At 69.1% G+C, this 25,666-nt stretch carries 21 protein-coding genes; 7 read left to right on the forward strand and 14 right to left on the reverse strand.

Going from position 1 to position 25,666, the window contains the following annotated elements:
- Positions 1-466: 466 nt before the first annotated feature.
- Complete coding sequence (locus B0293_RS39685) at positions 467-3,772, reverse strand: glycosyltransferase family 2 protein (protein WP_039917916.1); 3,306 nt, start codon at positions 3,770-3,772, stop codon at positions 467-469.
- Positions 3,773-3,921: 149 nt separating this feature from the next.
- Positions 3,922-4,305: a WhiB family transcriptional regulator gene (locus tag B0293_RS39690; RefSeq protein ID WP_007028952.1), complete on the reverse strand. Its 384-nt coding sequence runs from the start codon at positions 4,303-4,305 to the stop codon at positions 3,922-3,924.
- Between the two features lie 171 nt (positions 4,306-4,476).
- Between B0293_RS39690 and B0293_RS39695 the strand changes: the two genes are divergently transcribed.
- Entirely contained in the window at positions 4,477-5,238 is a 762-nt protein-coding gene (locus B0293_RS39695; RefSeq protein ID WP_039917918.1) for a site-2 protease family protein, read from the forward strand.
- Here the strand turns inward: B0293_RS39695 and B0293_RS39700 are convergent.
- The 3 genes from B0293_RS39700 to mshB are packed head-to-tail and all read right to left on the reverse strand — an operon-like array spanning position 5,222 to position 7,276.
- Entirely contained in the window at positions 5,222-6,028 is an 807-nt protein-coding gene (locus B0293_RS39700) for a hypothetical protein (RefSeq protein ID WP_005157265.1), read from the reverse strand. The two genes, B0293_RS39695 and B0293_RS39700, sit on opposite strands and share 17 nt — an antisense overlap.
- Entirely contained in the window at positions 6,021-6,437 is a 417-nt protein-coding gene (locus B0293_RS39705; RefSeq protein ID WP_005157267.1) for a hypothetical protein, read from the reverse strand. Before B0293_RS39705 ends, B0293_RS39700 begins: the two co-directional genes overlap by 8 nt.
- The gene (gene mshB / locus B0293_RS39710) at positions 6,434-7,276 is read right to left on the reverse strand and encodes an N-acetyl-1-D-myo-inositol-2-amino-2-deoxy-alpha-D-glucopyranoside deacetylase (protein WP_039917920.1); all 843 of its coding nucleotides are present in this window, start codon (positions 7,274-7,276) and stop codon (positions 6,434-6,436) included. Before mshB ends, B0293_RS39705 begins: the two co-directional genes overlap by 4 nt.
- Before the next feature lie 158 nt (positions 7,277-7,434).
- Here mshB and B0293_RS39715 point away from each other — a divergent pair, with 158 nt between their 5' ends.
- Complete coding sequence (locus B0293_RS39715; protein ID WP_005157273.1) at positions 7,435-9,216, forward strand: ABC transporter ATP-binding protein; 1,782 nt, start codon at positions 7,435-7,437, stop codon at positions 9,214-9,216.
- A 405-nt stretch (positions 9,217-9,621) separates the two neighbouring features.
- Here B0293_RS39715 and B0293_RS39720 read toward each other — a convergent pair whose 3' ends face one another.
- The 5 genes from B0293_RS39720 to typA all read right to left on the reverse strand — a co-directional run bounded on the left by B0293_RS39720 (position 9,622) and on the right by typA (position 18,063).
- Positions 9,622-10,554 (reverse strand): ABC transporter permease, encoded by a 933-nt coding sequence (locus B0293_RS39720; protein ID WP_005157275.1) that lies wholly within the window; start codon positions 10,552-10,554, stop codon positions 9,622-9,624.
- A complete protein-coding gene (locus B0293_RS39725; protein WP_039917942.1) occupies positions 10,547-11,563 on the reverse strand; it encodes an ABC transporter permease in 1,017 nt (338 codons plus the stop codon). Before B0293_RS39725 ends, B0293_RS39720 begins: the two co-directional genes overlap by 8 nt.
- Positions 11,564-11,744: 181 nt before the next feature.
- Complete coding sequence (locus B0293_RS39730) at positions 11,745-13,550, reverse strand: ABC transporter family substrate-binding protein (RefSeq protein ID WP_005157281.1); 1,806 nt, start codon at positions 13,548-13,550, stop codon at positions 11,745-11,747.
- Positions 13,551-13,837: 287 nt separating this feature from the next.
- Positions 13,838-15,547, reverse strand: coding sequence for an ABC transporter family substrate-binding protein (locus tag B0293_RS39735; protein WP_052014441.1), 1,710 nt, complete (start codon positions 15,545-15,547; stop codon positions 13,838-13,840).
- Between the two features lie 593 nt (positions 15,548-16,140).
- On the reverse strand, positions 16,141-18,063 hold the full coding sequence (gene typA, locus B0293_RS39740) for a translational GTPase TypA (RefSeq protein WP_005157283.1): 1,923 nt from the start codon (positions 18,061-18,063) through the stop codon (positions 16,141-16,143).
- A gap of 194 nt (positions 18,064-18,257) precedes the next feature.
- Here typA and B0293_RS43840 point away from each other — a divergent pair, with 194 nt between their 5' ends.
- Entirely contained in the window at positions 18,258-18,416 is a 159-nt protein-coding gene (locus tag B0293_RS43840; RefSeq protein ID WP_007028942.1) for a hypothetical protein, read from the forward strand.
- Between the two features lie 21 nt (positions 18,417-18,437).
- Here B0293_RS43840 and B0293_RS39745 read toward each other — a convergent pair whose 3' ends face one another.
- Positions 18,438-18,737 (reverse strand): YciI family protein, encoded by a 300-nt coding sequence (locus tag B0293_RS39745; RefSeq protein ID WP_005157286.1) that lies wholly within the window; start codon positions 18,735-18,737, stop codon positions 18,438-18,440.
- A gap of 335 nt (positions 18,738-19,072) precedes the next feature.
- On the opposite strand from B0293_RS39745, the gene trpS reads away from it, so the two are divergent.
- Positions 19,073-20,038, forward strand: a complete 966-nt coding sequence (gene trpS / locus B0293_RS39750) for a tryptophan--tRNA ligase (RefSeq protein ID WP_005157287.1) — start codon at positions 19,073-19,075, stop codon at positions 20,036-20,038.
- A gap of 65 nt (positions 20,039-20,103) precedes the next feature.
- Here the strand turns inward: trpS and B0293_RS39755 are convergent, their stop codons facing one another.
- Genes B0293_RS39755 through B0293_RS39765 form a run of 3 tightly spaced genes read right to left on the reverse strand, consistent with a single transcriptional unit; the run spans position 20,104 to position 22,556 of the window.
- The gene (locus tag B0293_RS39755; protein ID WP_005157288.1) at positions 20,104-20,493 is read right to left on the reverse strand and encodes a (deoxy)nucleoside triphosphate pyrophosphohydrolase; all 390 of its coding nucleotides are present in this window, start codon (positions 20,491-20,493) and stop codon (positions 20,104-20,106) included.
- Between the two features lie 9 nt (positions 20,494-20,502).
- Complete coding sequence (locus B0293_RS39760; protein ID WP_005157292.1) at positions 20,503-21,831, reverse strand: ATP-binding protein; 1,329 nt, start codon at positions 21,829-21,831, stop codon at positions 20,503-20,505.
- Positions 21,828-22,556, reverse strand: coding sequence for a response regulator transcription factor (locus B0293_RS39765; RefSeq protein WP_039917931.1), 729 nt, complete (start codon positions 22,554-22,556; stop codon positions 21,828-21,830). The genes B0293_RS39760 and B0293_RS39765 overlap by 4 nt, the downstream gene beginning before the upstream one ends.
- 144 nt (positions 22,557-22,700) lie before the next feature.
- On the opposite strand from B0293_RS39765, the gene B0293_RS39770 reads away from it, so the two are divergent.
- The 3 genes from B0293_RS39770 to B0293_RS39780 are packed head-to-tail and all read left to right on the forward strand — an operon-like array spanning position 22,701 to position 25,659.
- Positions 22,701-23,792, forward strand: coding sequence for a LolA family protein (locus tag B0293_RS39770; protein WP_005157294.1), 1,092 nt, complete (start codon positions 22,701-22,703; stop codon positions 23,790-23,792).
- Positions 23,789-24,784 carry an ABC transporter ATP-binding protein gene (locus tag B0293_RS39775; protein ID WP_005157296.1) on the forward strand — a complete coding sequence of 332 codons (996 nt, stop codon included), beginning with the start codon at positions 23,789-23,791 and terminating at the stop codon, positions 24,782-24,784. Before B0293_RS39770 ends, B0293_RS39775 begins: the two co-directional genes overlap by 4 nt.
- Positions 24,781-25,659 carry an ABC transporter permease gene (locus tag B0293_RS39780; protein WP_005157297.1) on the forward strand — a complete coding sequence of 293 codons (879 nt, stop codon included), beginning with the start codon at positions 24,781-24,783 and terminating at the stop codon, positions 25,657-25,659. Before B0293_RS39775 ends, B0293_RS39780 begins: the two co-directional genes overlap by 4 nt.
- Positions 25,660-25,666 lie beyond the last annotated feature (7 nt).

Raw genomic sequence — 25,666 nt, forward strand, 5'->3', positions numbered from 1 at the left:
CCTCTCCCACCCCAGCCCGCCCCACCCCAGCCCCCGCCCTTCCCCGGGGGGCGTCCCCAGCCCAGCGTATCGCGGGTGACCGACGGGACCTGCGGAAACGGCCCTGGAGGGCGGAGTTGCCCACAAGGGGATCGGGCTGTGGACAACTCGGGACCGGGTGTTCAGGGCCCGACTCGGATGTCCCCAATGTGGCATTGGGGACGCTCAAAGACCCCAACGCCACATTGGGGGCATCGGGCGGCAGAGGGACCGGGCGCAGAGGGCCGGGCGGCACCTCTGCGTGAGAGTTCCCGGCGAGGCCCCGGAAGTCCCGAGCGCCACGCAAGGGACGCTCAACGTCCCCAGCGTGGCGCTCGGGACACGAGGCTCAGGTGAGACAGGCGGCAGTCGCCCAAGCGCACGCGTGGCGAAGGTCCCCAATGCCGCATTGGGGACACCCCCGGAACTCAGTCCAAGCCGAAAGCGCTCAAGAGAGTGAAGGTCGCCGCCGCGTGGGCACAGCGGTCAGCAGCGTGAACAGCACCGCGGCCACCTGAGCCAGCAGCAAGAGATTCCGCGTCGTCCCCTGATGCTCCACGACCACCTCCGAAGGCGCGGGTGGCACCGAGACGGCCACCTGATGCCCCCAGGCCCGCACGATCGGCACGGCTTTCCCGTCCACGCTCGCCTGCCAGCCCGCTTCGAACTCCGCCGCCACCACGAGCAGCCGCCCGGTCGGCCCCTCCGAGACGCGCACCCGCACGTCCGGCAGCCCGGCCTGCACCGGCGCCACCCCGGGTGACGCCCCCGGCGCGCCCTTCCCGGTCACGGCCGCCTGCGACAGCTCCGGAGAGATCAACGCCACCTGCCCACCGGCGGGCAGCAGACGGAGCACCGGCCGCCCGTCGGAGGTCGGCGCCGCCGGGCCGACCAGATCTCGCGCGAGTTCGACGAAAGCGCCGCCATCGGCACCGCTGGGCAACACGACGTACAGCGCCCCCGAAGCCAGAGCCGACGCGAAGGCCTGCTTCACCGCGTCCGGCGAGCCCTGGAGAAGGTCCCGTCGCCACGAAGCCAGCCGGTCGGCGCTGCCGGGCGTCGGCGCGAGTTCGTCGTCGCCGTAAAGCGGCAACCGCCCACCGGTCTGCCGCACCGGCTCCACCGAAGAACCCACCACCAGCACCGAACGACCGGTCGCGGCCAGTTCCGCCGAGATCTCCGGGGCCAGCGACGGGCGCGCGCCCGACCGCAGCGGGCCTTCCCGTCCGGCGACGACCGCACCGGTCGCCAGCGCCAGCAGCACGAGCACCCCGGCCACGGCCGTGACCTTCGCCAGCCACGGCGCGGGATCGACACCGCTCCCGCCGCGCTGCCAGGTCGCCAGCACCGTCCACAGCAGCCCCGCGCCGATCACCAGCAGCGGCACCCCGGCGTACCCGGTCGCGTGCGCGCCGCCCGACATCGGCGTCACCGCCACGAACCGCACCGCCACGAGTCCCAGCACGCCCAGGACGACGACCGCGACACCGCCGCCCGCGCTCTTCGTCGGCCGCACCACCAGCGCGACGATCGCGGCCGCGACCAGCGCCACCCCGATCGGCCACGCGCCGGGCCCGCCCGGGTCCAGCCCGGCGAGGTCGGCGCCGGACGCGGCCGTGACACCGCCGCCGAGCCCGTGCAGCAACAGTTCCGGATGCCGCAGCAGCACACTCGGCCACGGCAGCAGCAACGCCAGCGGCAGGAAGACCACGATCCCGACCGACGCGATCCGCCGCGCGAGCCCGGTCGGCGACGGCAGCACCACGAACCCGATCACCAGCCCGACCACCGCCAGCGCGTGCGCCAGCGGCGAGAAGGCGCCGATCAGCGCCAGCCCGATCGCGCTCAGCGCGGAAACGTGCAGCCACCGCGAGTCCGCGCGGACCAGCAGCCCCACGATGCCCGCGATCACCGGCGGCAGCAGCAGGTGCACGACGACGACGTCGAGCCGTCCCTGCGCGACCGAAGCGGTCGCCGCCGGGAGCACGCCGTACCCCGCCGCGACGACGGCACGAACCCAGCGACGCACGCGAAGCCGTCGAGTGGCCGCGTACGCGCTCAGGGCGGCGAGCGGGATGTCGCCGATCAGCAGGATCGCGACCAGCGCCGCGGGCCCGCCGATCGGCGTGAAGAGCGCGCCGAGGGTGCCGAGCACCGGCAGCGTCGCGGGCGCGGGACTCGCCGTCCCGCCCGCGATCGCGTGCCACGGCGCGAGATACGACGACCAGATCTCGCCGAGCCCGCCGACCGGGAGCAGTTTCCCGCCGACGAGGTCGAGCCCGAGCCGGGAACCGTTGACCACGAAAGCCAGCGCCGTCAGGACGACGAGCACGATCACCGGCGGGGCGAACACGGTCGCGGCGAGCACCCGCTTCCGGTCGACCTCGACGAACACGAGTTCCGGTTCCGGCCGCCGCCCGCCGTCCCGCGGCACCGGCGACGGTTTCGGTCCGCCCGCGACGGGCTTCTCGACGGGCTTCTCGGGGACCGCGACCGCGACGACCGCGCTGGGCCGCCGCAAACCGGTCCCGCGTGAGCCGACCCCGCGCATCGCCCCCGCGGGCAGCGCCCCGGGACCGACGGGACGATCCTGCCCGGCCTTCAACGCCTCCGGCGGGATCCAGGCCCCTTCCTGATCCGCGCTCTCCGGCACGGTCCCGAGGGCGAAGTCCCGTTCGACACCACGCCGGACGAGGCCGACGACGCCGGCGCGGACCGCGTTGCGCACCCGGGTCAGCCGTCCCGTGAACAACCCGCGGACAGCACCCGGCCTGCCGGTCTTCCGGCGTTCGGCGCGGGCCGCGCGCAGCCCGCCGCGACCGCGCAGCAGGTACCAGGTCGCCGCGAGTTCCGCGCCCGCTTCGCCGGTGCGCCGCAGCAGGAGGAAGGCGAGCGCCCGCAGCGCCGCGAAGACCGGGATTCGAAAAAGACCGAACCAAAAGGACAGTGGGGAGCAGTTGACGAGGAACACCCGGAGCCCGTGCGCGCGGTTCGCCGCCGCCAGGGAAAGGCCGAGCGCGGCCGGTTCCCGCTGCCCGGTGCTGAGCGCGCGGGCGTGCCGGAGCCGGGCCGACGGCACCGAGAGCACCTTGCCGCCCGCCGCGTTGGCGCGCCAGCCGAAGTCGAGATCCTCGCGCAGCAAGGGAAATCCGGGGTCGTAGCCGCCGAGGTCGTGCCAGACTTCCCTCCGCACCAGTGATCCGGCGCTCGGCACGGCGAGCACCGCGGTGTCGTTCTCCTCGGGTGAGACCTGCTGACGGTGGCCGATGGCGTCGGTCGACAACCCGGCTTCGACGATGAGCCGCGGGTCGCTCCAGTCCACCGCGAGCGGACCGAGCACCGTCGCCGCGGCCTCGTTTTCGGCGGCTGCCAACAGGTTTTCGAGACAATCGGGTTCCGGCGCGCAGTCGTCGTGCAGCAGCCAGAGCCAGCCGCCGGGGTCACCCCAGCGGTCGACGGCGTATTCGACGGCCTCACCGACGGCGGCACCGAAGCCGACTTCACTCGAAAGCGTGAGAATTCCGTCAAGGACCGGGGCTTCGCCAGCGACGCCTTCGGGGGCCGCCGCGTCGGCGAGGATCTTCGCCGTCCGGTCGGTGGATCCGGTGTCGACGGCCAACACGTGCCGCGGCCGGACACCGCTGCGCCGCAGCGCGGAAAGCGCCAGTGGCAACCAGTTCTCGCCGTTGTGACAGACCACAATGGCCAGAACGGGGGCCGTGCGCAGCACAGGTGACGCGACAGTGCGAGACAACGGGCACTCCAGATGTGGCGGCGAAGTCGAGTGCCGCCACCCTACGACGCGACCCTGTCACCCGTTGGTGGCCCCACTGTATGGAACCGAGACCGTGGAACGCGGGCAGGAAGCGATCTCCGGCGCACTGGGGGTGCCGGAGATCGCCGTCACACAGCTCGCTTTTTCAGTTTCCTACGCTCGCGTTCGGAGAGCCCGCCCCAAATACCGAACCGCTCGTCATGCGCGAGGGCGTACTCGAGGCACTCGTCCTTGACCTCGCAACCGAGGCAGATCCGCTTGGCTTCACGGGTGGAGCCGCCCTTCTCGGGGAAGAACGCCTCCGGGTCCGTCTGCGCGCAGAGGGCCCGTTCCTGCCAGTCCTGCTCTTCCGCGGAGGCATCGTCGAAAAGCTCGGTGAGATCGCCCAGTTGCTGCTCCGGGACCTCACCCCAACCCACGACTTGCCCCCATTCCCTTCCATCTGCTTCCAACCGCACGTCCGCCTCCTCGCTGTCCACGCACTCCCCAGGCTGGCGGTGTTGAAACACCATCCGCCGCCCCCTTCCAGCGACGAATGACATCACTGTGATTACACCCGTGTAGTGCGGTCAGGTCAAGCGGAGTAGCGAGTTCGGGGGATACTCGCGCTCGATCGCGCAAGGGGACACGCCGAGAACTTCACATCGGGCATACGGAAGACTGGTGGAGTGCAGAGATCAGCAGTGCGGCCAAGCCCGATCTTCCTCGGCATCCTCGCGGCCACCGTCCTGGGCGGTGTCCTGGCGGCTTTCGGTGACGCGACCACGATTTACAGCCAGAAGTACGACCCGCTCATCATCACCGGCGTCGTCCTGCTCGTCGCGGGCGGCTGGGTCGCGTCGCTGACGCTGCACGAGTTCGGCCACGCGGTCGTGGCGTTCCGCGGTGGCGACCACAGCGTCGCCCACAAGGGTTACCTGTCCATGGACGTCCGGAAATACACGGATCCGGTGCTGTCCATCGTCCTGCCGTTGGTGTTCCTCATCATCGGCGGCATCCCGCTGCCGGGTGGCGCGGTGTGGATCGAGCACGGGCGCCTGCGCTCACGCGGTGTCCAGTCGTGGGTCTCGCTCGCCGGACCGCTGAGCAACCTCGGCGTCGGCGTCGCGCTGACGCTCGTCGTCGCGCTGGTGCCGATGGCGAACGGACTCGTGATCGGGCTCTCGTTCCTGGCACTGCTCCAGATCGTCACGTTCCTCTTGAACATCCTGCCGATCCCCGGTCTCGACGGCTGGGGCGCGATCGAGCCGTACCTTTCGCCCGGCGCGCGGGAGTTCGGCGCGAAGGCCCGGCCGTGGGCACCGCTGGTGCTGTTCGCCATCCTGTTCGCCGTGCCGGGAGCCAGCCCGTTGCTCTGGAAGGTGTCCTACTCGATCTTCGACACCGTCGGTGGTTTCAGGCTCGCCGCCATGTACGGACAAGACGCGTTCATGTTCTGGAAGTGACTTCGCCTTCGGAATGTGCGGTGAACCACTCGTGCGCCCGCTTCCAGACGCGTTTGAGACCGGACCGCTCGCCGAGGTAGTCGCCCGCCATGCCGACCACCGGCAGTTTCCCGAGCGCCCGGTGGAAAAGCCGGCCGCGCGGCCGCTTCTCCAGTTCTTCGACGATGCCCAGCAGTCCCCTGCCGAGTCGCCACAGCGTGCCCGCCGCGGCTTTCAAGGTGACCTTGCCGTGTTTCTTCTTCGCGTCGTCGAGTTCTTCGGTGAGCTTCGCCGCTTCGTCGTCTTCGGCGGCCTTGTCATGTTCGGCATGCTTGCCCGCCGCGATCACCGGGTCGATGTCGCGTTCGAAGAGCACCCACGCGATCAGCCGGACCCGGGCGCCGACGTCGGTCACGCCGTACTCCCCCGCGATCGCGCACAGCAGCACCCCTTGGGCCGCCGAGCCGAGCGCGTCCTGCACGGGCAGCCGGTCGGCGAGCGCGCCGCCGATCCCGGGGATCGCGGTGACGAGCGCGGTGACCCGGCCGACCCGGTTCACCCACCAATGCGTCCGCTGGTAGTTCGACATCTCCGCCCACGCGGCGGTGCCGGGCACCTTGACCGAGGTGATCCCGTCGAGCAGCTTGTCCTTCAGTCCCGGTTCGACGTCGTCCAGATCCTCGTGGCGGCGTCCCCGCGCCTGGAGGCCGAACGGATCCGCGTCCCGCAGCGCGTCGACCATCGGCCCGCAGGCGCGGACGAACGGCCGCAGCACCGCCACGACCTGGCGGTCCGAAATCGCTTCACCCACCGCTGTCTCCCTTCGCGGCCTTCGCCGCCATGCCCAAGCCGCCACCCAGCGCCAGCGCTCCCGGCAGGGCACCGCCGCCGATCAGCAGCAGTGCCCGCCAGTCCTGTATCAGCACCAGATCATTGCCGGGTCCGGTCACCCCCATCCCGAGTACGACGAGTACCCAGACGAGCAGCGGAATCACCGAAAAGGAGGGCCGGACCACTTTCGCGGTCGTCCGCACCAGCAGCGGAGTCGTGATCACCGCGAGCACCACGGTCACCGGCATGGGGAAGTCGCCGAGCTTCGGCAGCACGATGCCGTCGAGCCGGAGCGGCAGGAAGAACAGTTCGAGCAGCCCGAGCAACAGCGCGTCGAAGCACAGCAGGGCCAGCAGCAACCGCTGCCGCGCGGTGAGCGGCTCGGTCACTTCGCGAGTCCCCCGAACAGGTCGGATCCGGCACCCTCGGCCGGCCCGTGGGCGAGCACGAAGTACTCGTTCGGGGTGATCGGCTGCGCGACGTCGTTGCTCAGCGCGAAGTGGTCCGCGAGATGCGGCGGGGCGGGCACGCTGACCTGGGTCTCGTGCGCACGCAGCGCGGCGGCCTTGGCCGGAACGTGCGCGCCGACGTCGAGGACGGTCGTGATGGTCTCGTCCGGCGTCACCGGCAGTTCGCCGTCTTCGGGAACCCGGAACGCCGAACGCCCGCGCAGCGCGGCCAGCCCGGCAGTGACGGCGTCGCGAGAAGAAACAGTATGGAAGACCCGTTCGACCGACGCGGCCTTCGGCGCCGCGGCCATGGTGATCTCGTGCGCACGGATGTGGTCGGGGTGCCCGTAACCCCCGAAAGCGTCATAGGTGACGACGACCTGGGGGCGGACCTCGTCCAGGATCTCCGCGAGCTGGGCCGCCTGCTCGTCGAGGTCGCCGCCGGAGAACGCGCGCGGATGGGCCGCCGACGGCGTCCCGGCCATCCCCGAGTCACGCCAGCGGCCGATGCCGCCGAGATAGCGGTGCCGGGTGACGCCCAGCGCGGCGCAGGCCGATGCCAGTTCGCCCGCGCGGTAGCCGCCGAGCTGGTCCGAGGCCCACGAACCGAGCCCGTCGAGGGGCGGCGGGATGATCTCGCCTTCCTCACCGAGAGTGCACGTGACAACGGTCACGTCCGCCCCTTCGGAGGCGTAGCGCGCGATGGTGCCGCCGGTGGTGATGCTCTCGTCGTCCGGATGGGCGTGCACGAGGAGCAATTTGGGCCGATCTGAGATCACGGCTTGAAGACTAATTCGAACACGGCGCGCTTTCCTTTATAGGGTGTCGGGAACGGAAGCCGGAGAGCACCGACCTTAGTCGGGCGACTCTCGGTTATCCTCGCGCGAGTCATGGGCATTGCCTCGTGACCATATGTACCCCCACGAAGGGCATCTTGGTGAGCACTGAAGCAGCATCGTCGGACCTCGGCGGCGTGTCGGGTTCGGTTCTGTCCATCTCCGACCTGAGCGTCTCCTTCCCGACCGACGAAGGCGTGGTAGACGCCGTCAAGGGCATCGGATTCGACGTCAAGCCGGGTGAGATCGTCGCGGTGGTCGGCGAGTCCGGTTCCGGCAAGTCGGTGACCTCGATGTCGGTGCTCGGGCTGCTCCCGAAGACCAGCCGGATCGCCGGCGAGCTCCGCCTCGGCGACCGCAACCTCGCCGACCTCAAGGAGAAGGACCTCCAGAAGATCCGCGGCAACCAGGTCGCGATGATCTTCCAGGAGCCGATGACCGCGCTGAACCCGGTCTACACCGTCGGCTGGCAGCTGCGCGAGGCGCTCCGCTCGCACCAGGACATCTCGAAGGAAGCCGCCGACAAGCGCGCCATCGAGCTGCTGGAGATGGTCGGCATCCCGAACCCGCCGCTGCGCTTCAAGCAGTACCCGCACCAGCTCTCGGGCGGTCTGCGCCAGCGCGTCGTCATCGCGATGGCGATCTCGTGCGACCCGAAGGTGATCATCGCCGACGAGCCGACCACGGCGCTCGACGTCACCGTGCAGGCGGAGATCCTCGGCCTGCTGCGCAAGCTGCGCGACACCCTCAACACCGCGATCGTGCTGATCACGCACGACATGGGCGTCGTCGCCGACCTCGCCGACCGCGTGGTCGTGATGTACCAGGGCAACATCGTCGAAGAGGCGCCGGTGCGCGACCTGTTCGCCTCGCCGTCGCAGGAGTACACCCGCAAGCTGCTCGCCGCGGTGCCCGTGCTCGGCCAGCGTCCCGAAGGCCGGCGGCTGCTCGACGACGAGGGCATCTCCGCCGACAGCGACGAGGCCACGAAGATCGCCGAGGAGATCCGGCTCGAAGACTCCGAGCTCGCCGCCGTGATCGAGGAGAGCGCGCCCGCGCTGGAGATCAAGAACCTCGTGCTGGAGTACCCCGGCCGCCGCGGCCAGGCGAAGAACCGCGCGGTGGACGACGTCTCGCTGAGCATCGCCAAGGGCGAGATCGTCGGCCTGGTCGGCGAGTCCGGTTCCGGCAAGTCGACCGTCGGCCGCTGCGCGATCCGCCTGCTGACCCCGACCGAAGGCACCGTGTCCATCGCGGGCAAGGACATCACGAACATGTCGAACAAGGAGCTGCGCCCGCTGCGCCGCTACTTCTCGATCGTGTTCCAGGACCCGGCGTCCACACTGGACCCGAAGATGACCATCGGCGAGTCGATCGCCGAGCCGATGGTGCTGCACAAGTTCCTGTCGGGCAAGGCCCTGAACGAGCGCGTGACGTCCCTTTTGGACAAGGTCGAGCTCGGCGGCCACTACCGCAACCGGTACCCGCACGAGCTGTCCGGCGGCCAGCGCCAGCGCGTCGCCATCGCGCGGGCGCTCTCGCTCGACCCGGCGCTGCTGATCGCGGACGAGCCCACCTCGGCGCTGGACGTGTCGGTGCAGGCTCGCGTGCTGGACCTGTTCCTGGACCTGCAGCGCTCGCTGCAGTTCGCCTGCCTGTTCATCAGCCACGACCTCGCCGTCGTCGACCTGCTGGCCGACCGCGTCGCGGTGATGCAGTACGGCAAGCTGGTCGAGGTCGGCACCCGTGACCAGGTGCTGCACTCGCCGCGCGAGGACTACACGCGCCGTCTGCTCTCGGCCGCCCCGGTCGCGGACCCGGTGCTGCAGGCCGAGCGGCGTGCGGCCTGGGAGGCGGGCAAGCTCGCCCCGGTGGCCGACTGACCCTCAGAGGTACGTGAAGGCCCCCTTGCTTGCGCCTGGCGCAAGCAAGGGGGCCTTCCTGTACTTGGACCCGGAAGCGCAGTGGGCGTGGGTCGTGAGTGGCGATTCGGGTCAGAACCAAGCGTGTCTCAGGTACCTACGGTCGCGCGGTCTCGCGTGATCAGATGGACGACACGTGTGACTGAGCGGACGACACGTGTGACGGGGCGGACGACACGGAGTGGGACCCCGGCGACGAGCGTGTCGTCCAGCCAGTCACGCGTGTCGTCCGTCTGATCACACGCGTCGTCCACTCAGTCACACGACAGCCCCGGCTCGGGACATCCTCACAAGCCCTGAAACGCGTGAAGGCCCCCTTCCCTCGGGTGAGCCGAGGGAAGGGGGCCTTCACGCGCTAAGAGAGCCTTACGCCTTCATCTTCCGCTGCCGCGGGTCGAAAGCGTCCCGCAGGCCGTCACCGATGAAGTTGATCGTCAGCGAGATCAGCACCAGCACGATGAACGGGCCGAAGAACAGCGCCGGCCGGTTCTGCAGCTGCGCGTAGTTCTCGAGGATGACGCGGCCGAGCGAGGTGTCCGGCAGCTGCACCCCCAGCCCGATGAAGGACAGCGCCGCCTCGATCAGCACGGCCTGCGCGACCGCGAGGGTGGCGTTGACCGTGATCAGGCCGACCATGTTCGGCACCAGGTGCTTGAACACGATGTGGAAGGTCCCGGCGCCGGACGCGCGGGCGGCGTCCACGAACTCCCGCTGGGACAAGGACATCGCCTCGGCCCTGGCGATCCGCGCGATCGGCATCCAGCCGAACGCCGCCAGCACCATCGCGACGATGTACCAGCTGCCGCCACCGAACACCTTCGCCAGGATGGCGGCGGCGGCGATCTGCGGGACGATCAGGAACAGGTCCGTCACGCGCGAGATCGCGGAGTCGGTGAAGCCGCGCAGGTAGCCCGCCATCGCACCGAAGACGGTGCCGATGGTGGTGGCGATGATCGACACCACCAGCGCGATCAGCAGCGAGTACTGGGTGCCGCGCAGGATCTGCGACACCATCTCCTTGCCGACCTGCGTCGTCCCGAGCGGATAGTCCGCGCTGGGCCTCGCGAAGGACGGGAAGGAGCTGTCCTCGTAGCTGTGCGGCCAGAAGATCGGCATGATCAGCACGGTCAGTACCAGGAGCAGGAGCACCGCCGTACAGATCATCGCCAGCTTGTGCCGCAGGAACTTGCGCAGGACCAGCTTGCCCTGGCTCCGTGGTTCGGGCAGGGCCTCTGCCGGAAGCGTGCCGTCGGCGGACTTGGAGTCTTCCGCCGAGATAAGGGAATTCAAGTCAGCCAACGCGAATCCTCGGGTCCAGGATGCCGTACATCAGGTCGGCGATCAGGTTGGCGACGATGATGCTGCTGGCGATGAGCACCAGCCAGCCCATCATCACCTGCGTATCGCTCTTGGTCACGGCTTCGACGAGCAGCTTGCCCATGCCATTCCAGTTGAACACCGTCTCGGTGATGATCGCGCCCGAGAGCACGGCACCGAAGTTGACGGAGAACAGGGTGGTCACCGGGATGAGCGCGTTCCGGAAGGCGTGGCGGAAGATGACCCGGCCGTTGCCGAGGCCCTTCGCCCGCGCGGTCCGCACGTAGTCCGCGTTCAGCGTCTCCAGCATCGAAGCGCGCTGGAACCGGCTGTACGCGGCGAAGCTGATCGCCATGATGGACAACGTCGGCAGCAGATAGGCGCCGATATAACTCGCCAGGAAACCGCCTGGACCGTCCAAATTCAGCGATTCCGGGCTCGTCGTCCGGATCCAGGGGTTACCGAGCACATCGGACAGTCCCAGGTCCCGCACCCAGCCGTTGAACTCGATCGCGTACCGCTTGAGCACGATGGCGACACAGAAGATCGGCATCGAGAACAGCAGGAAGGCCAGCGTGGTGGCGATGTAGTCGATGATCGAGTACTGCTTGACCGCCGCGACCACACCGACGAGGACGCCGAGGACGAGCGCGAGGATCTCGGCTCCGACGACGAGCTTCAAGGTGACCTCGAACGCGGCCATGACCTTCGGGAACACCGGGGCCTGCGCGTTGCCCTGTGCGATGGAAACGCCCCAGTCGCCGGTGACGAAGTTGCCGAGCCAAGTGAAGTACCGGGGCACGATGCTCTGGTCCAGCCCGAGCTGCGAGGCCATCTGCGCGATGGCTTCCTTGCTCATGGCCGGATTGCTCTTCATCTCGGCGAGCGGGTCACCGGTGCCGGCGACCATGACGAAACACAGGAAAGTCCCGACCAACAGGACGGGAATCGATATCGCCAGACGGCGAAGAATGTAGATCACCAGGTTCAACGAACTGCTCCTCATCCGGGCCTGGTCGCCGAAGTGCTGGACCGCTGCCCGGTTGTCCACCGTAGTGGCGGTAACCCTACGGTCAACAGCTACTTCCGGCGGGTACGGGGGCCCGGCTTGTGGCCGGGCCCCCCTACCACCAGGATCGCGTAAGCGAGTGGTGAAAAAGCGGGCGGAAGCCCTACTTCTTCTGCTCCCACTCACCGACGTTCCACAGGACACCGTTGTACGACTGCATGTAAGTGCGGTCGATGCCCTTGAACGCCCACATGGACGGGGTCTGGAACAGCGGCAGGGTCGCGTACTCGTCCGCGATCGCCTGGTCGGCCTTCTGGTAGCTCTCCAGCTGGACCGCCTCGTCGGTGGCCTTCACGGCCGCCTCGAAGGAGGAGTCGATCGTCGGGTTCGACAGACCCTGGTAGTTCTGGCTGCTGTCGTCGACACGGGTGATGTAGATCGACTTCTGCTCGGCCTTGAACGGAGCGGCGGACCAGCCGAAGAGCGCGGCGTCGTAGTCGCTGGCCGCGAGACGGCCACCCTTCAGGAAGTTGGCGTCCTGGTCGTCCGTGATCTCGATGCCGGCGGCCTTGGCCTGCGAGATGATGATCTCGACGGTCTGCTGACGGCGGGTGTTCTGGTTGTGCGAGATCTTGAACGACGCGCGCTGGCCGTCCTTGGCGAAGATGCCGTCGCCACCCTTGACCCAGCCGGCGTCGGTCAGCGTCTTGGCCGCGGCCTCGGCGCCCAGACCGGCCTTGCTGCTGTACAGGTCCTTGAAGCCCTGCTCGCCCGGCATGAACACGATGCTGTTCAGCGGGGTCGCGTCGGCCTGGACCTCCTTCAGCAGCTTGTCGGTGATCTCCTGGCGGTTGACGACCTCGAAGAACGCCTTGCGCAGGTTCTTGTCCTTGAACATGCGCTTGTAGTTCAGGTCGATGTGCTCGAAGGTCAGCTGCGAGGCCGAACCGTAGGTGACACCCTGAGCGGCGAGGCTCTTCATGGTGCCGGCGGCGGTGGCGTCGGGCTGGGTCGAAGCGGCGATGTCGATCTCGCCGTTCTGCAGCGCGGTCGCCATGGCCTTGGTGTCCTCCATCGCCTTCACGACGATCTTGGAGGGGCCACCCTTGCCACCGATCCAGTTCGGGTTCTTCTCGAGCGTGACGGCCTTCTGGTTGGCGTCGAACGCGGTGATCTTGTACGGACCCGAAGCCGGCATGTCCTCGGCCTTGAAGGCCTTGAAGCCGTTGGTCCAGAACTCACCGGCGGCCTTGAGCTGCGCGGCGTCGCTGGTCGGGGTCAGCTTGGTGATGTCGGGGACGTTCGACCGCTTCTCGACGATGTGCGCCGGCATGATCGCGGTCGAGTTGAACAGACCCTTGTAGTCCAGGTACGGCTCGGTGTACTTGGTCTCGAAGGTCAGGTCGTCCTTACAGGTCGCCTCGTTGATCAGCTGGTAGCCGGTCGTCGAAGCGGCGAGGAAGGCCTGCTTGCCGTCGGAGGTCTTCGCCTTGCCGGAGTGCGCCAGCCACGACAGGTACATGTCGTCGCAGTCGAACGCCTCGTTGTCCGACCACTTGACGTTCGGCTTAATCTTGTAGACGACGGTCTGCGGCGCCTTGGAGGTGACCTCCCAGGAGTCGAACACGTCGTTGTTCAGCAGCACCTTGTTGTTGCCGTCGAGCACATCGGCGCCGGCGAGCACGGCGGTCAGGATGTAGGTGTTGTACGACGTGTTGGTGTCGGGCGTGTCGTTGTTGTAGCCCGAGTACCCGTCGTCGATGCCCACCGTGACGGTGCCTTCGTAGCCCTTGGTGTCCGCGAGCTTGAAGTTCTCACCGTTCTGCGCCTTGCCGGTCGCCATGCTCTTGATATCGGTCGACGACCCGTTCTGGTCGGTACTGCCGCTGTCGCCACCGCTGCATGCGCTCAGCACAAGCGCGGAGGCCGCGACCAGCGACCAGGCGGAGACTGCCTTGGACTTCCTCATGAAGTGTGCCCTCCTAGCACTGGGCTCCTGAGATCGGAACAGGACCCCACACCGCTCCGGTGAGATGGCCCGGAGCCTATGACACGCCAAGCGACACTCATTTGGCGCACTGCGGGTGCACGCTAGAAAGGAAATGCACGAACAGTCACCAGTTCCGGGGCGATCGTGACCAAAGGGTAACTTGCGGCTGACATCAAGAAATACACCGGTTACCTTGAGGAATCGGTCAGCCACTCGAACGTGCCGGGAAAGGTCACCCTCCAGGGGTGGACTCGGACTCGAAACGGCTACTTCGGACCCCTCGTCCAGTTCACCGCCGACCCGAAAGGGCCCACCATAGGAGGACCTGCGGTTACTCCGGAAATACCAGAGCCGATGGCCAGGGTATCGGCCAGCTGGAACAACGGAATCGCAACATTCCGACGCCACAATTCCGGTTCCAGGGTCGAAAGCGTGTCGGCGACCGGGGTGGTGCCGGTCAGGGCCGCGTCGATCGACGGCTGCAGCGCCGGGTCGCAGAAGCCCAGCGGGTTCCCCGGGACGACGGCCTTGGTCTTCTCGGTGAGCTGATCGGGGCGGCAGCCGAACGTGGACGCCAGCGCCGACGCGACGTCCGCACCGCCGGTGACCTGGCCGATCACCGCGATGTCGATGCCGACGTTGCCCGCGCCTTCCGGGGTCGTCTGCTGGACCCCGTTGAGCACCGGCATGGCCAGCAGCGTCGAGAACAGCTCCCTCGGCTGCGGCGCGATCGCGTTGACCTCGATCCCCGCGGCCACCAGTTGCGCCGTCAGCTCCTTCGCGATCGTCGCGTACGGCTCCTGCTTGGCGGGCGAGGCGACGACCAGCGAAAGGTTCTTCCCGTTCTTGCGCCAGGTCCCGGCTTCCTTGGTGTACCCGGCGGTTTTGAGCAGTTCCTCGCCCTTGACCGGATCCGCCGCCGACGGCGGGCCCGGGGCCGGGATCGTCGGCTGGAAGCCCGGGGCCGACGGGACGCGGACCTGGGCGTCGGCGCGGAGCTTGTCCGACGGGCCGCCCTTCGCCGCCTCGGTGATCAGCTTCCCGCGGTCGATCAGCGCGGTGACGCCTTCGCGCACCTTGGGATCCGAAAGCGTCGCGCTCACCGGCCGCAGGAGGATCTGCGCGACCGTGGGCCGGGCGACCGTGTGCAGCTGGACGGCCGAGCCGAGCTCGCCGAGGCGCTTGAGACCGGTGCCACCGGTCCTCGTCATCGCGAACTGGTCGTTGCCGCTGCGCAGAGCGGCCAGTGTGCCGTCCTCATCGGCCGCACGGAGCACGATCCGGTCGAGGGCGGAGGGTTTCTCCCAATAGCGCTCGTTGCGCTCCAGGACGACCTCTCCGCGCGCCGTGTCGAGGCCCTTGATGGAGTACGGGCCGCCGACGGCCGGGAACGCCGTCGCCAGCGCGCCCTGCCAGCCGCTCGGGGCGTCCTTGAGCAGATGGGCGGGCAGGAGGTTGCCGAAGAGCGTCTGCCAGCCCGGGTACGGCTTCGAGAAGGTGACCTCGACGCGTTTGCCGCCTTCACGCGACTGGATGTCCGAGATCAGCCGGTAGCCCGCGGCGCCGATGACGCCGGGCTGGTCGCGCATCGCCTCGCGGAGGTAGGCGAAGTCCTCGGCGGCGATCGGCGCGCTGTCGGACCAGGAGGCGTCCGGCCGGATCGTGTACGCGACCGTGAACGGCTGCTGCGAGACGACCTCGGCGGACTTCATCAGGCTCTTGTCCAGCTCGAAGCTGCCGTCGTCCTTCGGGCGGAACACCGACGGGAGCAGGAGCTGCGAAAGCGCCGACGTCACCTGGGAGGCGTCGGCGAGGTTGTGCGGGTTGTAGCCGCCGAGGACGTCGTCGACACCCACGACGACCTGCGAAGGCGTCTTCGTGGTCGACGTGCTCACCGGCGAGGCCGACGAGCTGACCACGGGCGGGGGCGGTGTGTTGCTGCAGGCGGCGAGGAGCACGGCCGCGCACGCCAGCATGGGTGCCGCAGTGGTCGATGACCGCACGCCTGGATCCTCCTGGTTTGTCCCTCGCCCCGTCGCCATAGAGCTATCACGCCGGACATGGCCTCGGCAGCGAGATTCCCATATCGGCCCGGCCGTCGCCCGACCGGATACCGCCCTCCTCCGGTGGACGTCCGGGAGGCCGCCGGGGTTCCTGCCCGGCCGACACTTTTCGGGACCCGCCCAAACGGGCTCGATCGGCAATGGGTTCCGCGACCCGGAACATTCCGGAACGGCCCGCCGGAATGTTCGCCACCGGACGATTGATCGAAGTAAACGATGTGCTCGCGAGTACCGTCCGGACGCATTTAGGATCTTTTGTTTCGCGCCGCGCCTGATCCGCGTTCTCGGCGCACCGCACTTCTCGCCGTGCCGCGAAGTGCGTTCCGGCGCTGTGAACACCGTCCAAAATGGAGATCGCTTTCCCGGCGGAATTGTCGGGAAAGGACTTGTTCTCACGAGGAACACCCGATCGAATACGGTGCGTGATCGCTTTTGCCGCCGAAAACGCCGAAGGGCGCCTACTCACAGTGAGTGAGCAGACGCCCTTCGGCGTTGCGTTGAGCGGATCAGCCGCGGTTCTTCATCTTGTTGCGCTCCTTGGCGCGCTGGTTGACGTCCAGCGTGACCTTGCGGATCCGGACGACGTCGGGGGCGACCTCGACGCACTCGTCGACGGAGCAGAACTCCAGCGCCTCTTCCAGGCCCATCTTGCGCGGGCGGGCCAGCGTCTCCATCACGTCGGCGGAGGACTGACGCATGTTGGTCAGCTTCTTCTCTTTCGTGATGTTGATGTCGAGGTCCTCGGCACGCGGGTTCTCACCGACGACCATGCCCTCGTACACCTCGGCGCCCGGCTCCACGAAGAAGGTGCCGCGGTCGGCGAGCTGGATCATCGCGTACGCGGTGATGGGGCCCGAGCGGTCGGCGACCAGGGAACCGGAGTGGCGGGTGCGGATCTCGCCCGCCCACGGGAAGTACCCCTCGAACACGTGGTTCGCGATACCGGTGCCGCGGGTCTCGGTGAGGAAGTCGGTGCGGAAGCCGATCAGGCCACGCGCCGGGAGGACGTAGTCGAGCTTGATCCGGCCGGAGCCGTGCCCGCCCATGTGCTCCATGCGGCCCTTGCGGGCGGCCAGCAGCTGCGTGATGCCGCCGAGGTGCTCCTCCGGGGCGTCGATCGACAGGCGCTCGAACGGCTCGTGCAGCTTGCCGTCGATCATCTTGGTGACCACCTGCGGCTTGCCGACGGTCAGCTCGAAGCCCTCACGGCGCATCTGCTCGACGAGGATCGCCAGCGCCAGCTCGCCACGGCCCTGGACCTCCCAGGTGTCGGGGCGCTCGGTCGGCAGCACCTTGATGCTGACGTTACCGATCAGCTCCTGGTCCAGCCGGGCCTTGACCAGGCGGGCGGTGACCTTGTCGCCACCGCTGCGGCCGGCCAGCGGCGAGGTGTTGACACCGATGGTCATCGAGATGGCGGGTTCGTCGACGGCGATCCGGGGCAGCGCCTCCGGGTTTTCGACGTCGGCGAGGGTGTCGCCGATGGTGATGTCCGGGATGCCGGCGATGGCGACCAGTTCGCCCGCGCTGGCCTCGGTCGCCGGGACGCGGGTGAGCGCCTCGGTGACCAGCAGCTCGGAGATCCGGACGTTCTGGATGCTGCCGTCCTCGCGCATCCAGGCCACGGTCTGGCCCTTGCGCAGGTTGCCGGAGTGGATGCGGATCAGCGCGATCCGGCCGAGGAAGTTCGACGCGTCGAGGTTGGTGACCAGCGCGCGCAGCGGGCCTTCCTTGTCCGCGAAGGGCGGCGGCACGTGACGCAGCAGGGTCTCGAACAGCGGGTCGAGGTTCTCGCTCTCGGGCACGGCGCCGTCCGCGGGCTGCTCGAGGCTCGCCTTGCCGGACCGGGCGGAGGCGAAGACGACCGGGAGGTCGAGGATCGCGTCGAGGTCGGCGTCCTCGATGTCACCGGCCAGGTCGAGCAGCAGGTCGTGGGTCTCCTCGACGACCTCGGAGATCCGGGCGTCGGGGCGGTCGGTCTTGTTGACGACCAGGATCACCGGCAGACCGGCTTCGAGGGTCTTGCGGAGCACGAACCGGGTCTGCGGGAGCGGGCCCTCGCTGGCGTCCACCAGCAGGACGACGCCGTCGACCATGGCGAGGCCGCGTTCGACCTCGCCGCCGAAGTCGGCGTGGCCGGGGGTGTCGATGACGTTGATCGTCACCGGGCCGTTCTCGGTCTCGCGATGGATGGAGGTGTTCTTCGCGAGGATGGTGATGCCCTTTTCCCGCTCGAGCTCTCCGGAGTCCATCACGCGGTCGACGAGTTCGGCGCGTTCCTCGAACGCGCCGGACTGTCGGAGCATGGCGTCGACGAGGGTCGTCTTGCCGTGGTCGACGTGGGCGACGATGGCGACGTTGCGCAGGTCGGGCCGGGTCTTGCCGGACGAGCGGCCGGCATCGACTGCGGTGGCGCTGGCTGCGGGCACGCGAGAGCTCCAAAGGTTTCAAGTTCGGGTGTGGTGCCCGCGCTCGCGCGTTCGAGACACGACCGGCCGACTTTGGCCATACGCGGACCACACCAGCGTACCTGTAGCCGAACTGTGAGCAGCCCCACGCCCCAAGATCGGTTAGCCTCACCTAACGTGGGTACGTCGCCGACACAGTCCGGCAAGGAGCGCGAGTGGGCAAGAAACTACCCGACGACCCGCACAAGCTCGTGCGTAAATGGATGAAGTCCGGCAAGGTCAAGAAGAAATGCTGCCGCTCGAAGTCGCGATGCGGGAAATGCCCCGTTCTCGCCCTCAAAAAGGCGAAAACGAAGATCGCGAAAGCGGCTTGACCGCGCCGTCGGCAATGATCGTCAGTGCACCACCGCCTCGTTGACCGACCGCAGTTCCGGCGCGGTTCGGGTCGGCGAGAACTCGATCACCTCGTAGGCGGCCATGTGCTTGACCGAGAAGGGGTCCGTCGCGAGGATCGCGTCCAGCTTTCCCCTGGCCATGGGCCTGGTGATGATGACGCCGCCGATGCGCGGGTTGCGCCTGCCGGAGGCGAGGAAATTGCCGTGCTCGTACTGCTTGGTCAGCCAGTCGGCGTGATCCGGGAGCACATAGTCGATTTCTTCGATAGGGGCGGTGTAGGTCAACAGGACGACATACATGAGATGAAGGTAGACCCGGATCTCCAATGTGACAGGCGTACTGGATCAGCCGATATGAAGTGTTGACGCTCCGTGCCCGGAATGAGTGAAATCATCCCGCATTTCGTCCTCTGGATGCGAAAGTTCGACGCCGAACTACCGCGTCCGGAGGACTACTCGCGGGGACGTGGTTAGGATGGTGGGCATGCGCGCGCAGAACGCCCAGTGGTGGCCGCCCTCCGGCGGCCCCCGAGTCCTGCGCTGAACCAGCCGAGCGCACCACCGAGGCCGCCCCACCGGGCGGCCTTTTCGTGCCCGGACCCTGGGGCGGCCCGAATCCGGAAGGAAGAAGGCAGATGATCAGGTTGTCCGGGATCACCCCGTCCGGCCACGTCCACGTCGGGAACCACCTGGGGGCCATTCGGCGCTGGGCGGACGAGGGCGGGCCGGACGACCTGTACTTCGTCTCCGACCTGCACGCCATGACGAACTCGCACAATCCGGCGAAGCTGCGTTCGATGGCGTCGGAACAGCTGGCCGTGCTGATCGCGGCCGGGATCGAGCCGGACCGCGTGTTCGTGCAATCCGATATAGCCCGCGAACTGGGCGCCCTCAACTGGGTCCTCGAATGCACCTGCAACTACGGCGAGGCCGCCAGGATGATCCAGTTCAAGGAGAAGTCGAAGGGCCAGGCCGGGGTCCGGCTCTCCCTGCTGACCTATCCGGTGCTGATGGCGGCGGACATCCTGCTCCAGGGCGCGGACGAGGTCCCGGTCGGCGAGGACCAGCGGCAGCACGTCGAACTGGCGAGAACGCTGGCCAAGCGGTTCAACTCCACCTACGGCGACGTGTTCACCATGCCGAAGGCGGTGCTGCCGCCCGCCGGGGCGCGGGTGATGGACCTCGCCGAGCCGACGCGGAAGATGTCGAAGTCGACCCGGGACGAGGCGGGCGTCGTCTTCATCCTCGACGAGGCCGACCAGGTCAGGCGCAAGATCAGACGCGCGAAGACCGATGGCGGGTCGAAGCCCGCCTACGCGCCGGAAACCCGGCCGGGGATGGCGAACCTGCTCGACATCCTCGCGGCGTGCACCAGGGAGAAGCCCGAAGACCTCGCCGAGGAGTTCGACTCCTACGGCCAGGTCAAAGAGGCCGTCGCCGAAGCGCTCATCGAGGAGCTGCGGCCGGTCCGGGAGCGTGCCCTGGCGCTGCTGGCCGATCCCGGCGAGCTGGAGCGGGTCCGCAAGGCGGGTGCCGTCCGGGCGGCGGAACGCGGTGAGCACCGGCTGCAGTCCGCCCTTCGCCTCATCGGCGCTGGTTGAAAGAGGTGCCGGTTGAAGTTCCGTGAAGGACTCCTTGAGGGACCCAGAGTCCCTCAAGGAGTCCTTCACGGACTTGCGAGCAGGGTGTGCAGGGCCGGGAGGAGGACGCGGTCGGCGGGGAGCCAGTCGAGGTCGTCGAGGTCGCGCGCGGAGATCCACCGGACGTCCTCGTGCTCCACCGCCCGCGGCTCATCCCCCGCGCTGACCAGCGAAGCGGCGTAGATCCGCAGCACCTTCCCCTTCGGCAGCGGGACGTCGTCACCGACCCTGCCGCCGACCGTCACGGCGACGTCCAGCTCCTCCAGGCACTCACGCGCCAAGGCGGCCTCGTCGCTTTCGCCGTCTTCGACCCGCCCGCCCGGCAGTTCCCATTGCCCGGCGTGGTCGGCGGGCCAAGCCCGCTGCTGCGCCAGCAGCCGTCCGTTCCGCACGATGGCGGCGCCCACGATCACCACGCCGCCACCTTAACCAGGCCGGGCCGCCTGCCAGACGATCTGGAAGCGCGCCCCGCCGTCGGGTGACTCACCGACGCGGACCCGGCCCCCGCGCCGCCGGACGGCCTCCGCGACCATCGCCAGTCCCAGCCCGGTACCGCCGGAGGACCGCGCCCGCGAATCGGAAACGCGGTAGAAGCGGTCGAAGACCCGTTCCCGGTGCTCCGGCGCGATACCCGGCCCGTCGTCGTCGACCACCACCCGCACCGAAGACCGCGACGCGAGCACCGACACCACGATCTCGCCGCGCGCGTACCGGCAGGCGTTGCGCAGCAGATTGCTCAGCACCAGTTCGACCTCGGCGTGCGTGGCCAGCGCCCACGCCGTCCCGACCGTGCCGGTCACCCGGACCTCCGGCGCGTCGGCGGGCATCCGCGCGACCGCGGCCCGCACCTCGCTCACCAGCTCGACCGGTTCCGCGGGCGGCACCTCCCCCGCGTCCGACCTCGCCAGCGCCAGCAGCCCGTCGAGCAGCGCGGAAAGCCGTTCCGACTCCTCCAGGATGTCGGAGAGCGTCTCCTGGGAGAGGTCGGGATCGGGATTGGTGACGGCGACCTCGGCCTGCACCCGGATCGACGCGACCGGTGACCGGAGCTCGTGCGCGGCGTCCCCGGTGAACCGCCGCAGCCGGTCGGCGCCCTCCTCCTGCCGGGCCAGCAGCGCGTTGAACTCCTCCGCGAGCGCGCGGAGTTCGTCGTGCGAATCCGGCAGCGGCAGCCGCGCGCCCGGGGGGAGGGCCCGCACCGACCCGCGCATCCGCGACACCGGCCGCAGCGCGAACCGGACCAGCAGCCACGTCGCGATCCCGGCGCCCACCGCGCCGACCGACGCGACGACGAACAGCCACAGCCCACCGGAGTGCACGGCGGTGGCGAAGCCGACCAGACCGGCTCCAGCGGCGACCAGCCGTTGCTGGCCGTCCGGCGCGGTGATCACGGTGCCCACCCAGCGCCAGCTGTGCTCGCCACCGGTCGTGACCGATTCGCCCGCCTTCAGCGCGCGGACCTCAGCAGGGCCGAGGTTCGCGGCGGGCAGGCCGTCCACCGGGCTTCCGCCGGTGTCGAGGACGCGGACGGTGACCGCCGAGGCCGTCGGTGGCCGCCCGGCGGCGACGTCGGCCTTCGCGATCTCCAGCTGGGCGCCGAGTTCGTCGTCGACCGAGCCGATGAGCAGCGGCTGGAGGTTGTCCCCGGCGACCGCCGCCAGGCCGAGCAGGAAGCCGAGCGTGACCGCGGCCGTGAGCAGGGTGATCCGGACCTGGAGCGAACGGCGGCGCCACCACGACGGTGAGCCGATCACCCCTGTCCCGCCGGGGCGATCACTTCGTCGAGCTGCGGGTCCGAGGCCAGGTAGCCGTGCCCGCGCACGGTCCGGACCAGCGCGCCCGCACCGACCGCGTCGAGTTTGCGGCGCACGTAGCCGACGTAGACCTCGACGACGTTGCGGGTCGCGGCCTGTTCGTCACCCCAGACGGCGCGCAGCAGCTCGTCCTTGGTGACCACCGTGCCCGCGCGGCCGGCCAGCACCTCCAGCAGCGCGAACTCGCGGGGACTGAACGCCACGTCGACGCCGTCGTAGCGGACCTGGCGCAGGCTCCGGTCGACTTCGAGCGCGCCGATCCGCAGCGGCCCGCGGATCGCGTCCGGCGACGCCCGCCGGAGCACCGCGCGCACCTGCGCGACCAGGACGACGAACGAGAACGGCTTCACGAGGTAGCCGTCGGCGCCGAGGTCGAGACCGTCCGCCTGGTCGACCTCGCCGTCCTTCGCCGAGATCATCAGCACCGGCGTGGTGACGCCGAGGGCCCGCAGCCGTTCGAGCACGCGGTAGCCGGAGAGACCCGGAAGCATGATGTCGAGCAGGACGACGTCGAACGAACCCGTCTGCGCGAGCCGCAGGCCGCTGGGCCCGTCGGCCGCCGTGACCACGTCCATGTCCTCGGCGCGCAGCCCCCGCTGCAACGCCTTGCGGACGCCGGGCTCGTCGTCGACCACCAGTACTCGAGGTTTCACGTCCCTCATCATTCACGCTTTCACCAGCTCACGCGCGAGCTCTCAGCGCCATCTCAGCTCAGGCGGCGGAGTCTGAGTGGTATCTCAGCGTTTCCGGGGAAGCGTTGTCGCCAAGACCCGAGCACACTGGGGTTCGGGGAAACAGGGAGAGACAGCATGGATCCGAAGAGGAAGGCCATCACCGCGGCGGTGGTGGGGACGGCACTGGGCGTCGGCGGGCTCGCCGTCGTCGCGATGCCCGCCAGCGCGGGTGACGCCCCGGTGCTGCCGCAGATCAGCGCCGAGGAGCTGGTTCAGTCCACGCTCAACGCGAAGCCGGCGGCGTTCGAGGGGAAGGTCAAGGTCGACAACGACCTCGGCCTGCCGCAGATCGGCAGCACGCTGCCCGGCGCGGCCGCGCTCAACGTCGACTCGGCGCAGATCTCCACCGACGGCGCGGGCAAGAGCAAGGTGTCGCTCACCGAGGGCTCCAGCCAGCACACCATCGTCCGCAACGGCCAGACCGTCTGGGAGTACGACTCCAAGGACAACTCCGCGACCAAGGTCACCATCCCGGACGACCTGGCCAAGGAGCACCAGAACAAGACCGAGGGCCAGGCCGTCGACCCGGCCACCGTCGCGTCGGAGCTGCTCGGCAAGGTGCGCGAGAGCAGCACGATCGCCGTCGACGGGACGTCCTCGGTGGCGAACCGTTCGGCGTACGAACTGGTGCTGACCCCGAAGCCGACCGAGCGGACGCTGCTGCGCGAGATCCGCGTCGCGATCGACGAGCAGACCCGGATGCCGCTGCGGCTGACGGTGCTGGCCAACGGCACCGCCTCCCCGGCGCTCGAGGTCTCCTTCAGCGAGATCACCTTCGCGGACCAGCCCGCGTCGAACTTCGAGTTCACCCCGCCGAAGGGCGCGAAGGTGACCGAGAAGACCGCCGAGGTCGACCCGAAGAACCGTGAACTCGCCGAGCAGGCGAAGTCCGACGTCAAGGTCGTCGGCGACGGCTGGGACACCGCGATCACCGGGAAGATCCCGGCCGACGCGCTGGCCAAGGCCGGTAGCGCGAAGGACGAGGAAGGCCGCCAGGTCGACCCGAAGGCGATGCTTTCGCGGTTCGCCAAGCCGGTCAGCGGTGCCTGGGGCAGCGGCTGGCTGGTGACCACCAAGGTCGGCAGCGGCGTGCTGACCGACGACGGCCGCTTCGCCGTCGGCGCGGTGCCGGAGCAGGTCCTCTTCGAGGCTTTGGCCGCGAAGTGACCACCACTTTCGAAGCCGGGACGGACGCCTCCCTGGAGGCGTCCGCTCCGGCGGTACCCATGGCGGCCCGCACCAGGGGCCTGCGCAAGGTCTACGGCCGCACGGTGGCCGTGGACCACGTCGATCTCGACGTCCCCGAAGGCGCCGTGCTGGGGATGCTCGGCCCCAACGGTTCGGGCAAGACGACGACCATCCGGATGCTGCTCGGACTCGTGCGGCCCACCGAGGGCGAGGTCGAACTCTTCGGCAAGAAGATGCCCGACGAGGCGGCGCACGCGCTGCCCGACGTCGGCGCGCTGGTCGAAGGGCCGGGCTTCCACCCTTTTCTCTCCGGGCGGGAGAACCTGCTGCGCGTGGCCGCGGCCGAACCGAGGCTGGCCTCGGCCGGGATCCCGGGCGCGGTCGACGCCGCGCTCGAGCGCGTCGGCCTGAGCGACGCCGCGACCCGGCGCTACAAGGGGTATTCGCTGGGCATGAAGCAGCGGATGGGGCTGGCGAGCGCGCTGCTCGTGCCGCGGCGGATGATCGTGCTCGACGAGCCGACCAACGGTCTCGATCCGGCCGGTACCAGGGAGATCCGCCGGATCATCGCCGAACTGCACGCGGACGGCGTCACCGTGCTGGTGTCGTCGCATCTGCTGGCCGAGGTCGAGGCGACCTGCACGCACGTCGCGGTGCTCCAGTCGGGGAACGTGATCGCCCAGGGCGAGCTCACGGAACTGCTGGAGTCGGGGAACGCGGCCCTGCTGGTGCGGACGCCGGACGCCGAACTCGCGGTGGAGACCTTGCGGGAGAACAGGATCGGCAGCAGGCTCACGCCGGACGGCGTCCGCGTGGACCTCACCGCCGCCGAGGCCCCCGACGTGCTGCGTCATCTGGTGACGGCCGGGGTGGCCGTGCACGAGGCGTCACGGGCCCGGACCGGGCTGGAGGACCTGTTCGCCCGGCTGACCCAGCCGGAGTCCACTGTAGACGGTGAGGGGGAGTCGTGACCCACGCTCTGGCCGCGGCACCCGCGGCACGGACCGGCCAGGACAGTGTCGGCCTGCTCCGGTTGTACCGCGCCGAACTGCGCTGGATCTTCCGGCGGCCCCGCACGCTGGCCGTGCTGGGGCTGCTCGCGCTGATCCCGATCGTGATCGGGGTCGCGCTGACGCTGGTCGACCCGGCGGAGGCGAACGGCGGTGGCGGCGGAGGAGACGGCGCGCTACTGGCGTCCGCGATGAACAACGGGTTCATCCTGCCGGTCGCGGCGCTGACCATGACGCTGGCACTGCTCCTGCCGCTCGCTTCGGCGATGGCCGGGGCGGACGCGATCGCCGGCGAGGCCGCGCACGGCACCCTGCGGGGCTGGCTGATCGCGCCGGTCGGGCGGGGCAAGCTGCTCGCGATCAAGGCGTTCGGCGTCGCGACGGTGTCGGTGCTCGCGGTGCTGGCCATGACGTTCACCGGGTTCGTCACCGGGCTGATCATCAGCGGCACCGACTCGATGTTCACCCTCACCGGCTCGACGCTGAGCGTGTGGGACGCGCTGGGCAGGCTCCTGATCGTGGCCCTGTGGATCACGCTGCAGCTGTGGGCGGTCGGCGCGGTCGCGCTCGCGATCTCGTCGTTCACCGAGCATCCGATGCTGGTGGTCGCCTCGGTGCTGGCCGGGACGATCGTGTTCACCATCCTGGGCTTCCTGGACGCGGTCTCGTGGCTGCATCCCTTCCTGCTCAACAAGGACTGGTCGATGGCGCCGGCCTCGGTGCTGATGGATCCGCTGGACACCACGCTGCTCGGCGAAGGCGCCCTGCGGGCCGCCTGCTACATCGTCATCGGGCTCTCGATCGCCTACTCGCGCCTGACCACCCGAGACGGCTGACCCTGAC

Origin of the sequence: Amycolatopsis azurea DSM 43854 (assembly GCF_001995215.1) — a bacterium.
GTDB classification, from domain to species: domain Bacteria; phylum Actinomycetota; class Actinomycetes; order Mycobacteriales; family Pseudonocardiaceae; genus Amycolatopsis; species Amycolatopsis azurea.

Coding starts and splice junctions, on each gene's coding strand:
- B0293_RS39690 (WP_007028952.1), bottom strand. CDS start 4,305: ATGGTGTTTCAACACCGCCAGCCTGGGGAGTGCGTGGACAGCGAGGAG.
- B0293_RS39730 (WP_005157281.1), bottom strand. CDS start 13,550: ATGAGGAAGTCCAAGGCAGTCTCCGCCTGGTCGCTGGTCGCGGCCTCC.
- B0293_RS39735 (WP_052014441.1), bottom strand. CDS start 15,547: ATGCTGGCGTGCGCGGCCGTGCTCCTCGCCGCCTGCAGCAACACACCG.
- B0293_RS39745 (WP_005157286.1), bottom strand. CDS start 18,737: ATGTATGTCGTCCTGTTGACCTACACCGCCCCTATCGAAGAAATCGAC.
- trpS (WP_005157287.1), top strand. CDS start 19,073: ATGATCAGGTTGTCCGGGATCACCCCGTCCGGCCACGTCCACGTCGGG.
- B0293_RS39765 (WP_039917931.1), bottom strand. CDS start 22,556: ATGATGAGGGACGTGAAACCTCGAGTACTGGTGGTCGACGACGAGCCC.
- B0293_RS39770 (WP_005157294.1), top strand. CDS start 22,701: ATGGATCCGAAGAGGAAGGCCATCACCGCGGCGGTGGTGGGGACGGCA.